The organism is Lysinibacillus halotolerans, assembly GCF_003711845.1.
GTDB classification, from domain to species: Bacteria; Bacillota; Bacilli; order Bacillales_A; family Planococcaceae; genus Ureibacillus; species Ureibacillus halotolerans.
On sequence record NZ_RHLQ01000001.1, the window covers coordinates 113,528 to 126,273 of the forward strand.

At 36.5% G+C, this 12,746-nt stretch carries 12 protein-coding genes; all 12 read left to right on the top strand.

Features of this window, described 5'->3' with window-relative positions:
* Positions 1-17 precede the first annotated feature (17 nt).
* The 12 genes from sucD to fliF all read left to right on the top strand — a co-directional run bounded on the left by sucD (position 18) and on the right by fliF (position 12,739).
* The gene (gene sucD / locus EC501_RS00565) at positions 18-920 is read left to right on the top strand and encodes a succinate--CoA ligase subunit alpha (protein WP_122970344.1); all 903 of its coding nucleotides are present in this window, start codon (positions 18-20) and stop codon (positions 918-920) included.
* Between the two features lie 210 nt (positions 921-1,130).
* The gene (gene dprA, locus EC501_RS00570; protein ID WP_122970345.1) at positions 1,131-2,018 is read left to right on the top strand and encodes a DNA-processing protein DprA; all 888 of its coding nucleotides are present in this window, start codon (positions 1,131-1,133) and stop codon (positions 2,016-2,018) included.
* A 128-nt stretch (positions 2,019-2,146) separates the two neighbouring features.
* A complete protein-coding gene (topA, locus tag EC501_RS00575; RefSeq protein ID WP_122970346.1) occupies positions 2,147-4,225 on the top strand; it encodes a type I DNA topoisomerase in 2,079 nt (692 codons plus the stop codon).
* Positions 4,226-4,243: 18 nt separating this feature from the next.
* Entirely contained in the window at positions 4,244-5,557 is a 1,314-nt protein-coding gene (trmFO, locus tag EC501_RS00580; protein ID WP_122970347.1) for an FADH(2)-oxidizing methylenetetrahydrofolate--tRNA-(uracil(54)-C(5))-methyltransferase TrmFO, read from the top strand.
* Positions 5,558-5,858: 301 nt separating this feature from the next.
* Positions 5,859-6,758, top strand: a complete 900-nt coding sequence (xerC, locus tag EC501_RS00585) for a tyrosine recombinase XerC (protein WP_122970348.1) — start codon at positions 5,859-5,861, stop codon at positions 6,756-6,758.
* A gap of 18 nt (positions 6,759-6,776) precedes the next feature.
* A complete protein-coding gene (gene hslV, locus EC501_RS00590; RefSeq protein ID WP_122970349.1) occupies positions 6,777-7,325 on the top strand; it encodes an ATP-dependent protease subunit HslV in 549 nt (182 codons plus the stop codon).
* Positions 7,322-8,716 carry an ATP-dependent protease ATPase subunit HslU gene (gene hslU, locus EC501_RS00595; protein WP_122970350.1) on the top strand — a complete coding sequence of 465 codons (1,395 nt, stop codon included), beginning with the start codon at positions 7,322-7,324 and terminating at the stop codon, positions 8,714-8,716. The genes hslV and hslU overlap by 4 nt, the downstream gene beginning before the upstream one ends.
* 90 nt (positions 8,717-8,806) lie before the next feature.
* A complete protein-coding gene (gene codY, locus EC501_RS00600; RefSeq protein ID WP_122970351.1) occupies positions 8,807-9,586 on the top strand; it encodes a GTP-sensing pleiotropic transcriptional regulator CodY in 780 nt (259 codons plus the stop codon).
* Positions 9,587-9,913: 327 nt separating this feature from the next.
* Positions 9,914-10,306 carry a flagellar basal body rod protein FlgB gene (gene flgB / locus EC501_RS00605; RefSeq protein ID WP_122970352.1) on the top strand — a complete coding sequence of 131 codons (393 nt, stop codon included), beginning with the start codon at positions 9,914-9,916 and terminating at the stop codon, positions 10,304-10,306.
* 2 nt (positions 10,307-10,308) lie between these two features.
* Positions 10,309-10,764: a flagellar basal body rod protein FlgC gene (gene flgC / locus EC501_RS00610; protein WP_122970353.1), complete on the top strand. Its 456-nt coding sequence runs from the start codon at positions 10,309-10,311 to the stop codon at positions 10,762-10,764.
* Between the two features lie 24 nt (positions 10,765-10,788).
* Positions 10,789-11,097, top strand: coding sequence for a flagellar hook-basal body complex protein FliE (gene fliE / locus EC501_RS00615; protein ID WP_122970354.1), 309 nt, complete (start codon positions 10,789-10,791; stop codon positions 11,095-11,097).
* 49 nt (positions 11,098-11,146) lie between these two features.
* Positions 11,147-12,739, top strand: a complete 1,593-nt coding sequence (gene fliF, locus EC501_RS00620; RefSeq protein ID WP_122970355.1) for a flagellar basal-body MS-ring/collar protein FliF — start codon at positions 11,147-11,149, stop codon at positions 12,737-12,739.
* The last annotated feature ends 7 nt before the right edge of the window (positions 12,740-12,746 follow it).

Here is a 12,746-nt window from a genome sequence, read left to right on the forward strand (position 1 = left end):
GAAGGCAGGGAGAATACATGAGTGTTTATATTAATGCAGACACAAAAGTAATTGTTCAAGGTATTACAGGGGAAACAGCTCTTTTCCATACGAAACAAATGTTAGAATACGGCACGAAAATTGTAGCTGGTGTAACTCCTGGTAAAGGAGGACAAGAAATCGAAGGAGTACCGGTTTTTAATACAGTACAAGAGGCTGTTCAAGAAACTGGCGCTAATGTATCGGTTATTTATGTACCAGCACCTTTTGCGGCAGATGCGATTATGGAAGCAGTAGATGCGGAATTAGACTTAACGATTTGTATTACGGAACATATTCCGGTATTGGATATGGTGAAGGTAAAACGCTATATGGAAGGCAAGAAAACACGCCTAGTTGGTCCGAACTGTCCTGGGGTGATTACCGCTGATGAATGCAAAATAGGAATTATGCCTGGCTATATTCATACAAAAGGTCATGTCGGCGTCGTTTCCCGTTCCGGAACATTAACATATGAAGCTGTACATCAATTAACGCAAGCGGGTATCGGTCAATCAACAGCTGTTGGAATAGGCGGTGACCCGGTTAATGGTACAAACTTTATCGATGTATTAAGTGAATTTAATAATGACCCTGAAACGTATGCAGTCGTAATGATTGGTGAAATCGGTGGTACTGCAGAAGAAGAAGCGGCAGAATGGATTAAAGCAAACATGACAAAACCGGTTGTTGGCTTTATTGGTGGACAAACTGCCCCTCCTGGCAAACGAATGGGACACGCAGGTGCGATTATTTCAGGTGGTAAAGGAACAGCGAAGGAAAAAATTAAGGCAATGAATAATGCCAGTATTGAAGTCGCTGCAACACCATCTGTAATTGGTGAGACTTTAATAAAAGTGTTAAAAGAAAAAGGCCTATACGACAAATGTAAAACCAATTAAAATACAAGGTGTAGCGTCCTCACGCTACACCTTTCTATTTTGCGGTCACGTTTTTTAAGAATAGCCTTCCCTCATAAATAGCCGAATTTCTATCTTATTAATTAGGAATGGGGCTATTTGGACTTCTTCAAAGTAGTATATTTCCCTGCATCTTCAGCTCAACTTTTTGAAACCTACTACTTATGGAATATGGATAAAAGGAGTGATTAAGTGGAGTATTCACAAGAACTACTTTCTCTCCATTATGTTTATCCTCTCACTTTAAACAAATTCCAAAAATTAGCGAAAACTCTCGGTTCTATACGAAATATCGGCAAACTCCATCCGACAGAATTAGCGGAGATATTAATCATTTCGACAAATTCTGCAGAAAAGCTATTAACACGTTATCACAGGGTAGTAAAAAAGAATTTAAAAAATGTCTACGATTCTGCTAATATAAAAATTATTCCTTATTACAGTAAATATTATCCAAGTAATTTATTACAATTAACAGACCCTCCAACCATTTTATATGCAAAGGGAGACGTTTCATTGTTAACCCAACCATTTAAGATTGCTATTATTGGTTCTAGAAAAGCGACAAATTATTCCTCTTTAGCAATGAATTGTATTATCCCGCCATTAGTTGAACAAAATATTGTCATTGTTAGTGGGCTGGCAAAAGGGGCGGATAGTTTAGCTCATTCTACTACGATCAAATATGGTGGTAAAACAATTGGAATACTTGGACACGGTTTTTCCCACCTTTATCCGAAAGAAAATAAAAAACTTGCAGAACAAATGGAAGGAAATCATTTGCTTATAACAGAATATCCTCCTTATGTTGGGGTTCAGAAATGGCATTTTCCGATGAGAAATCGTATTATTAGCGGTATTAGTAATGCAATTGTTGTAACAGAAGCGTCCCTTAAAAGTGGAACATTAATTACAACCGAGCACGCCTTAGAACATGGGAAGGATATATTTGTTGTACCTGGACCCATTGATTCTGAGCAGTCGAAGGGTACCAATAGTTTGTTACGAGAAGGAGCAATTCCGATTTGGAACGGCCAACAAATTATAGAGGAGTTAAAATTGTTTTTAGGTAAATATTGAAAAAAAGTTGCATTCTTAGAAAAACTGTTATACATTTTGCAACAGGTATTATTTTTGAGGAATAAACATTCTGCGTTTAAAACGCATTCAATATGAACAATTTACCTCTACAAGGGGGAAGTATATAGATGGCAGATTATTTAGTGATTGTAGAATCACCAGCAAAAGCAAAAACAATCGAAAGATATTTAGGGAAAAAATATACAGTAAAAGCATCGATCGGTCATGTTATTGATTTACCAAAAAGTCAAACAGGCATCGATACGGAAAATAATTATAAACCGAAATATATTACCATTCGCGGTAAAGGTCCTGTGCTACAGGAATTAAAATCAGCTGCAAAAAAAGCTAAAAAAGTGTATCTCGCAGCCGATCCAGACCGCGAAGGGGAAGCAATTGCGTGGCACTTAGCATCAGCTTTAAATATTGATATGGATTCAGAATGTCGTGTCGTATTTAATGAAATAACAAAGGACGCCATTCTTGATTCCTTTAAACATCCTCGGGCGATTAACATGGATTTAGTGGATGCCCAACAAGCAAGACGTATTTTAGATCGTCTTGTTGGTTATAACATTAGTCCAATTCTTTGGAAAAAAGTTAAAAAAGGATTGTCGGCAGGACGAGTTCAATCCGTAGCCCTTCGACTGATTATTGATCGAGAAGAGGAAATCAAAAATTTCGTTCCGGAAGAATATTGGACAATTGAAGGGAATTTCGAAAAAGGCAAAAAACAGTTTGACGCATTATATTTCGGAAATGGCAAAGAAAAAGTAAAACTTTCCAATGAAGAACAAGTAAAAGCTGTTTTAAGTAGTTTGAAAAATGACGAATTCCAAGTAGCAAATGTCGTGAAAAAGGAACGTAAACGTAATGCGGCGCCTGCTTTCACAACGTCCTCTCTACAACAAGAGGCTGCAAGGAAATTAAATTTCCGTGCTAAGAAAACGATGATGCTAGCACAACAACTATATGAAGGTATCGATATAGGCAAAAAAGAAGGTACGGTCGGGTTAATTACATATATGCGAACTGACTCAACTCGGATATCCGACAGTGCGAAAGCGGAAGCAACGAACTATATTAACGAGAAGTATGGGAAAGACTATATTGCCTCCGAACAAAAACAAGGAAAAAAATCAACGAATGCTCAAGATGCCCATGAAGCCATTCGACCGACAAGTGTGATGAGATCCCCGGAGCAATTAAAAGAAGTGTTAAGTCGAGATCAATTACGACTTTATCGTCTAATTTGGGAACGTTTTATCGCTAGTCAAATGGCTCCAGCTATTTTAGACACTGTTTCGGTTGATTTAGTAAATGGTGATGTTCAATTCCGTGCAAATGGTTCCTATGTAAAATTCCCTGGTTTTATGAAGCTATATATTGAAGGAACAGATGACCAATCGGAAGAAACAACAAAATTGTTGCCTGAAATGGAAGTTGGCGATACGGTAAAATCGTTAGAAATTGAACCGAAACAACATTTCACACAGCCGCCACCTCGTTTTACAGAGGCTCGTCTTGTAAAAGAGTTGGAAGAACTAGGAATCGGTCGTCCGTCGACCTATGCACCTACGTTGGATGTTATTCAAAAACGGGGCTATGTTCAGTTAGATGCAAAACGATTTGTCCCAACGGAACTTGGTGAAATTGTTCATCAGTTTATGGTAGAATTCTTCCCTGAAATTATTAATATCGAGTTTACTGCCAAAATGGAAGAAGATCTCGATAAAATTGAAGAAGGGCAAATCAACTGGGTAAAAATTATTGATGATTTTTATAAAGAATTTGAAAAACATTTAAAACATGCCGATGAGGTAATGGAAAAAATTGAAATAAAAGATGAACCAGCTGGTGAAGATTGTGAAAACTGTGGTTCACCAATGGTTTATAAATTAGGTAGATATGGTAAGTTTATGGCTTGTTCTAATTTCCCTGAATGTCGCAATACAAAGGCGATTATGAAACCAATTGGCGTAAAATGTCCAAATTGTGAAACGGGAGAAATCGTAGAGCGTAAAAGTAAAACGAAACGAATATTCTACGGATGCAACACTTATCCAGAGTGTGATTTTGTCTCATGGGATAAGCCAATTAGTAGACCTTGTCCAAAATGTAGTGCATTATTAGTAGAGAAAAAAATTAAAAAAGGTATTCAAATTCATTGTACAAATTGTGACTATGAAGAAGCACCGACACAATGATAGAAAGATGGTAGTAACATGACACAACAAATTGTAAACGTAATCGGCGCAGGTCTTGCAGGTAGTGAAGCGGCTTGGCAGATTGCTAAAAGAGGTGTAAAGGTACGTTTATATGAAATGCGTCCTGTCAAACAAACACCTGCACATCATACAGATAAATTTGCCGAACTAGTTTGTTCAAATTCATTAAGGGCCAACGCTTTAACAAATGCTGTTGGCGTAATTAAAGAGGAAATGCGTATAATGGACTCTGTCATTATTAAAGCGGCGGATAATGCATCTGTCCCTGCTGGTGGAGCACTAGCAGTAGACCGTCATGAATTTGCTGGATATGTGACAGAAACTGTGAAAAATCATCCTTTAGTGGAAGTGATTAATGAAGAAGTAACAGAAATTCCTGAAGGTATAACAGTAGTGGCTACTGGCCCATTAACTTCCCCTGCTTTAGCGGAGAAAATTAAAGAACTAACTGGTCAAGAATATTTATACTTCTATGACGCAGCTGCTCCAATAGTTGAAAAAGACAGCATCAACATGGACAAAGTTTATTTGAAATCTCGCTATGATAAAGGGGAAGCAGCTTACTTAAATTGTCCGATGACGAAGGAAGAATTTGATGCTTTTCGTGAAGCTTTAATTTCCGCTGAATGTGCACCGTTAAAAGAATTTGAAAAAGAAAAGTATTTTGAAGGATGTATGCCGATTGAAGTAATGGCTTCCCGAGGAGAAAAAACGATGTTATTCGGTCCGATGAAACCAGTAGGTCTTGAGGATCCAAGAACAGGAAAACGTCCATACGCGGTTGTACAATTACGTCAAGACGATGCAGCTGGAACTTTATATAATATTGTAGGATTCCAAACCCATTTAAAATGGGGAGAACAAAAAAGAGTGTTTTCAATGATTCCAGGTCTTGAAAATGTTGAAATTGTCCGTTATGGTGTAATGCATCGAAACACTTTTATTAATTCTCCGACTGTACTAAATAAAACGTACCAATTACGTGCAAATGAAAATATTTTCTTTGCTGGCCAAATGACGGGTGTTGAAGGGTATGTGGAATCAGCAGGGAGCGGCTTGATTGCGGGTGTTAATGCAGCAAGACTTGCTTTAGGACAAGAGCCGATTATATTCCCGTTCGAAACAGCTTTAGGAAGTATGGCTCGCTATATTACAGAAGCCGATTCTAAAAACTTCCAACCGATGAACGTGAATTTTGGTATTTTCCCTGAATTAGGAGAAAAAATTAAATCAAAACAAGAGCGGGCAGAACGCCACGCTAACCGAGCTTTGGCAACAATTCAAAATTTTGTGAATTCTCAAACCATATAATTGCTTATATACCTCATAAATTGTTATAATTTATGAGGTATTTTCTTTTGGGTATATTATTAACGACACAATAAGTATCTATCCTTTTGTTACTAAATTGTTAATGATACACGCAATTTTTACAAATTTTATTTAATAAAATACTTGATATATTTCCGAGTTAGGTATAGTCTCATTGTTGGACGTTTTTTATAAAATATGAAAAAGTTGTAGTTGGACGTTTATAACCTTCTTTATTTATGCAGACGCGATACAGATAAACAAATGGCTTTTCCACTTATTTGATTGGAGGTGTATTGCGATGCAGGTCAAATTCACAGACGCTTTGGATCAGTTTCTCCGTTATATTCAACTTGAAAAAAACTTTTCCGTACATACTGTTCGGGAGTATGAGTTTGATTTAAAAGATTTTCTAAGCTTTTTGTATTCAGAAGGTATAACGAACTTAGAAGATGTGGAATATATCCATGCTCGACTTTATATCACAAAGCTATATGATGAAAAGAAAGCTCGAACATCAATCTCTAGAAAAATCTCATCGATTCGCTCGTTCTTTAAATTTTTAAATCGTGAGTTCAACTTAGATGATTCTCCATTCCGATCACTATACCATCCTAAAAAAGAAAAGCGCTTACCTAATTTTTTCTACGAAGAGGAGCTTTCCCAACTGTTCGATAGAAATGTTGGGAACGACAATAAATCAATTCGCAATATGGCCTTGCTTGAATTACTCTATGCAACAGGGATTCGTGTTAGTGAATGTACTTCAATTGAACTAGAAGATCTTGATTTTCACTATTCAATCATTCGAGTTATGGGGAAAGGTCGGAAAGAACGAATTATTCCGTTCGGACAATATGCACATGAAGCATTAAGTAAGTATATTGAGGAAGTGCGTCCGAAACTTATGAAGAATGAAAAGCATAATAAGTTATTTGTAAATATGCGCGGAGGCGAACTTACTCCTCGTGGTGTACGTTACATACTTGAAGAGATGATTAAAAATGCTTCCATGCACACAAAAATATATCCGCATATGTTACGACATTCCTTTGCGACCCATTTCTTAAATCATGGAGCTGATTTAAGAACAGTTCAAGAATTACTTGGACATTCCAGTTTATCGTCAACACAAGTTTATACTCATGTAACAAAAGAACATTTACGAAATACTTATATGAATACTCATCCACGAGCTTAGAATTGAGGAGGAACCATAATGGAACAATTTCATGCGACCACCATCTTTGCGATTCACCACAATGGACATTGTGCGATGGCAGGAGATGGTCAAGTAACGTTAGGAAATTCAGTTGTAATGAAACATACTGCTAGAAAGGTCAGACGTCTATTCAATGGTAAAGTGTTGGCTGGGTTTGCAGGTTCTGTTGCTGACGCATTTACGTTATTTGAAATGTTCGAAGCGAAGTTGAATGAATATAACGGCAACCTACAACGGGCAGCTGTAGAAGTTGCAAAACAATGGCGCGGCGATAAAATGTTACGTCAATTGGAAGCCCTTCTTCTTGTCATGGACAAATCTACTTTATTACTTATTTCAGGTACTGGGGAAGTTATCGAACCTGATGATGGTATTTTAGCAATTGGTTCTGGTGGTAATTATGCTCTTGCTGCTGGGCGAGCATTAAAACAACACGCAGGGGATCATTTAACGGCTAGTGAAATTGCAAAAGCTGCCTTAACTGTAGCAGCAGATATATGTGTGTTTACAAACCATAATATTATCGTGGAGGCGCTTGAAGAATGACACAACAACATTTAACGCCAAGACAAATTACAGAACAATTAAATCGTCATATAGTTGGACAACATAATGCGAAGCGTGCAGTAGCTATCGCTCTTCGAAATCGATACCGCCGTTCTTTATTAAGTGAAGAAATGCAAAATGAGATTATCCCGAAAAACATTTTAATGATTGGACCAACTGGTGTTGGGAAAACAGAAATAGCTCGCAGAATTGCGAAGTTAACGAATGCTCCCTTCATTAAAGTAGAGGCGACAAAATTCACGGAAGTGGGTTATGTAGGTCGTGATGTAGAATCGATGGTAAGAGACCTCGTAGAAGCATCAAGAAGACTTGTAAAAGATGAAATGATGGAAGCGGTAAAAGATGTAGCTGAGCAAAATGCAAATGAGGCACTGGTAAAATTGTTAGTCCCTTCAAAAGTGAAATCCAAAATGGCTCAAAATCCATTGGAAATGCTTTTTGGTCAAAAAAATGACAAGTCTGATGAAGACTCTAGTCATGAAGAAGCAGAAATTCGTACAAAACGTTCCCAAGTTTCAGAAGACTTAAAAGCGGGTAAACTGGAAGATAACTTCGTTACGGTGGAAGTGACAGAACAAAACACACCTTTCTTTGAATTAATGCCGGGAATGGGAATGGACATGGGCTCGTCAGGTATGCAAGACATGTTATCTAATCTTATGCCGAAAAAAGTAAAAAAACGTAAAATGAAAGTAAAGGACGCCCGTCGAATTTTAACGGTAGAGGAAGCCAACAAATTGATTGATTCTGATGAGTTAGCCCAAGAGGCGATTCGTCGTGCAGAGCAATCAGGGATTATCTTTATCGATGAGATAGACAAAATTGCCAGTCGTGGATCATCTTCGGCAGATGTATCCCGTGAAGGTGTACAGCGAGATATTTTACCGATAGTGGAAGGTTCAACGGTAACGACAAAATACGGCACGGTTAAAACAGACTTTATGTTATTTATTGCTGCAGGTGCTTTTCATATGTCGAAGCCTAGTGATTTAATTCCTGAATTACAAGGGCGTTTCCCAATCCGTGTTGAACTCGATAAGTTAACGAAGGAAGATTTTATTCGCATACTAAAAGAGCCGGATCAATCTCTTATCCAGCAATATAAGGCATTATTAGAAACGGAAGACGTTACGATTAACTTTACAGATGATGCGATTGACCGAATTGCTGAAATTGCTACGGAAGTCAATCAGGAAACAGATAATATAGGTGCTAGAAGACTTCATACAATTATGGAACGTTTATTAGAAGAATTATCTTTCGAAGCATCCGAAATTTCGCCAGCCCATATCGAAATTACGGCAGCGTATGTCGATAAAAAGCTGGAAAAAATATCGAAAAACAAAGATTTGTCACAATTTATCTTATAATTCAAGCTGAATTAGTTACAATAAATTTTAGGAACCTTTAGAATATTAAGTGAATTAATTTATGTACCCTATTAGGAGGATTTTTTAAAAATGAATTTATTAGCAAAAACTCGTAAGATTAACTCTATGTTGCAAGCGTCAGCTGGGAAGCCGGTAAACTTTAAAGAAATGGCAGAAACACTTGGAGATATAATAGACTGTAATGTATTTATTGTAAGCCGCAAAGGGAAACTTTTAGGTATTTCAATTCATCAACAAATTGAAAATGCTCGTATGAAAAAAATGTTTGAAGAACGTCAATTCCCTGAAGACTATACTCAACACTTATTCGAAATTACAGAAACATCACCTAATATCGACATTAATAGTGAACATACTGTTTTCCCAACAGAAAACCGTGATTTATTTGAAAATGGTTTAACTACAATTGTTCCGATCATCGGTGGCGGAGAACGTTTAGGTACTTTAATTTTAGGAAGATTAACTGATAGCTTTGAAGATGACGATTTAATCTTAGCTGAATATGGTGCGACAGTAGTAGGTATGGAAATTTTACGTGAGAAATCTGAGGAAATTGAAGAGGAAGCACGTAGCAGAGCTGTTGTTCAAATGGCGATTAATTCATTATCGTACAGTGAATTAGAAGCAATTGAACATATCTTTGAAGAACTTGATGGAAATGAAGGTTTATTAGTTGCTTCTAAAATTGCAGATCGCGTTGGAATTACACGTTCAGTAATCGTTAATGCTTTACGTAAATTGGAATCAGCTGGTGTTATCGAGTCTCGTTCGTTAGGTATGAAAGGGACTTATATAAAAGTATTGAATGATAAATTTTTAGCAGCATTAGCTGAAATTAAAATGAAATAAACGTAAATAAAAAAATAAGGTTTTGTCTCAAAAAAGAGACAAAACCTTATTTTTTATATGGAAATTTTACTAGTAGTACAATTAATATACTAATTTTCAAAAAAGTGATAATATTATTAATTGGGTGGAATTTCACGTAAAAAATGTCGAATTAAGTAGTAAGTTAGTAATTTGTAAATATTTTGTTGCGGTTTTTAAATAAAAATAGTCCCTATTTACTATAAAAAAACACTAAATGTTAATAGACTTAAGTAATAGTATACATTAAAATGAAGTTATTAAATTGAAATGTTTTGTAACATAAATTTAAAACTTGAGGTGAAGAGTTTGAGCTTATTCGGAGGAACTATTAGTAGTTTAGAAAATGGTCTAAATTACGCATCGTTAAAAAATAAAACGATTGCTCAAAATATAGCAAATGTTGATACACCGAACTATAAGGCGAAAAATGTCAGTTTTAAGCAAATGTTGACGGACGCCAAAAGTGAAACAATTTCCGCTTATCGTACGGATGCAAGACATTACGATTTTGATATAAAAACGTCTACTCCAGGTGTCTATAGTTATGAAAATTTTAACTATCGTAGTAATGGAAATGGTGTAGATATGGATGCGGAACAGGCAAGTTTAGCGGAAAACACAATTTACTATAATGCGCTAGTTGAACGTATATCGAGTAAATTTAATACGTTAAATAATGTCATCAAGGGAGGTAAATAACGATGTCTATATTCTCAAGTATGAATACAACGGCATCCGCATTAACTGCACAACGTTTACGAATGGACGTAATCTCATCCAACATTGCCAATGTTGATACGACTCGTGCAAGACAAGTAAATGGAGAATGGGAACCTTACCGTCGTAAATCGGTGACGTTAACAGAGGATAATGGTCAGTTCTCTAGTTTTCTGAATATTGCAATGGGGAAAAAGGATAATGCTGGTAATGGAGTGAAGGTAACGAGAATTAATGAAGATACTGAAACTCCTTTTAAATTAGTTTTTAACCCTACACATCCAGATGCAAACGAAGAAGGATATGTAGAAATGCCGAATGTTGACTTATTAACGGAAATGGTTGATCTAGTATCAGCAACTCGTTCTTACGAAGCAAATGTCACAGTGTTTAATGCTAATAAATCAATGTTGACAAAAGCATTAGAAATAGGGAAATAAGTTGAGTAGAAAGGGGTGGTTATGATGGCGATAAATCTAGTATCGATTATGCCTACACAATCACAAGTAAATGAAACTAAGTTAACAACTCCGACAACGTCATATGAGGCACAACAATCTTTTGCAAATACATTAAAGGATGCGATTGCATCTGTAAACAATCAACAAATTACATCTGATGCTATGACGGAAAAACTGATCAAAGGTGAAGATGTTGAACTACATGAAGTGATGATTGCTGCACAAAAAGCGAGTGTTAGTTTAAACGCAACAATGGAGGTACGCAACAAGGCAGTTGAAGCATACCAAGAAATTATGCGCATGACTATTTAAATCTTGACGATAAATTGTTGGTGTATACACAATAATCGGAGGATACATAATGAATGAACGACTTTCAAAAGTGAAATCAGACTCTACCCAATTTTGGAAGAGTCGAACAAAAAAACAGAAGGGGGCAATATTCGGTACATTAATCGGTGTTGTTGCCCTAGCAGGTATACTTACATATTTCTTAACTAGAACAACGATGGTGCCACTTTTTACGGAACTATCAGCTAGTGAAGCTGGTGAAATAGCAGAAGTATTAAGTGCCCAAGGAGTTACATACGAAATTGCCCCTGGTGGTACGAATATTTTAGTGCCGGAAGATCAAGTGGATTCATTAACAGTTTCCCTTGCAGCTCAAGGATATCCAGATTCAGGTGAAATTAATACTTCATTCTTTACTTCAAATGCTGGTTTTGGGATGACGGACAATGAATTCAACGTCATTAATCTTGCGGCTACACAAACTGAATTAGAAAACTTAATCAAAACAATTGATGGTATCAAAAATGCCAATGTAATGATTACAATGCCTGAGCAAGGTGTGTTTGTAAACGATGCTACACAACAGGCAAGTGCGTCCATCGTATTGGATACAGAACCAGGTCATCAATTTACGGATGAACAAATTAAAACTTTATATAATCTCGTATCAAAAAGTATTCCAAATTTAAGTACAGATAACATCGTAATTACTAACCAATACTCCGAGTATTTTGATTTAGAACAAGCTTCGAATGGTTCAGGTTCTGTTGATTCTGTTGAAGGACAAATGCAAGTGAAAAAGTCGATTGAACGTGATTTACAAAGACAAGTTCAACAAATGTTAGGTACGTTAATGGGGAATGACAAAATCGTCGTTTCTGTTACGACGGATATAGACTTTAAACAAGAAAATCGCCAAGAAAATATTGTTGAGCCTGTAAATGAAGAAAATATGGAAGGTATTGAAATTAGTGCTCAACGTATTACTGAAACTTATTCCGGTACAGGTGCAGCTTCGGGGACACCAGAAGCGGAAACAGGAACAGATAATTTCGTAAATTATGATGAAGTTACTGGTGGAGACGGAACTTACGAACGGGTAGAAGAAACGATTAATAACGATGTGAATCGTATTACAAAAGAAATCCAAGAAAGTCCATATAAAATCCGTGACCTCGGCATTCAAGTTATGGTTGAACCACCAGTACCAGATGATGCTACATCTTTATCTGAAGATGTCAGAGGAGATATCGAACAAATACTTTCAACAATTGTACGTACAACGATTGATAAAGAAGCAGCTGGTGAATTAACTGATGAGCAAATCGATGAAAAAATTGTCGTTTCTGTTCAGCCGTTTTATGGTAATGACGCTACAGCTGTTGAAGAAACTCCTACGATTCCTTGGTGGATCTGGGTTGTTGGTGGAATATTAGTAGCGGTTATTTTATTGTTAGTATTCTTCATTATTCGTTCGAAAAAGAAAAGAGAAGAAGAAGAACAATATACGATTATTGAAGAACAAGAAGATTTAATCGTAGATGATATTAATGAAGAAAAAGAAACAGAAGGTACAATTCGCCGTAAACAACTGGAAAAAATGGCGAAAGAAAAACCAGAAGACTTTGCTAAACTATTGCGAAGTTGGATTACTGAAGATTAATGGGGGG

Excerpts from the sequence above, each read along its gene's own strand:
- sucD (WP_122970344.1), top strand. The coding sequence starts at position 18 with ATGAGTGTTTATATTAATGCAGACACAAAAGTAATTGTTCAAGGTATT.
- topA (WP_122970346.1), top strand. The coding sequence starts at position 2,147 with ATGGCAGATTATTTAGTGATTGTAGAATCACCAGCAAAAGCAAAAACA.
- trmFO (WP_122970347.1), top strand. The coding sequence starts at position 4,244 with ATGACACAACAAATTGTAAACGTAATCGGCGCAGGTCTTGCAGGTAGT.
- xerC (WP_122970348.1), top strand. The coding sequence starts at position 5,859 with ATGCAGGTCAAATTCACAGACGCTTTGGATCAGTTTCTCCGTTATATT.
- hslV (WP_122970349.1), top strand. The coding sequence starts at position 6,777 with ATGGAACAATTTCATGCGACCACCATCTTTGCGATTCACCACAATGGA.
- hslU (WP_122970350.1), top strand. The coding sequence starts at position 7,322 with ATGACACAACAACATTTAACGCCAAGACAAATTACAGAACAATTAAAT.
- codY (WP_122970351.1), top strand. The coding sequence starts at position 8,807 with ATGAATTTATTAGCAAAAACTCGTAAGATTAACTCTATGTTGCAAGCG.
- flgC (WP_122970353.1), top strand. The coding sequence starts at position 10,309 with ATGTCTATATTCTCAAGTATGAATACAACGGCATCCGCATTAACTGCA.
- fliE (WP_122970354.1), top strand. The coding sequence starts at position 10,789 with ATGGCGATAAATCTAGTATCGATTATGCCTACACAATCACAAGTAAAT.
- fliF (WP_122970355.1), top strand. The coding sequence starts at position 11,147 with ATGAATGAACGACTTTCAAAAGTGAAATCAGACTCTACCCAATTTTGG.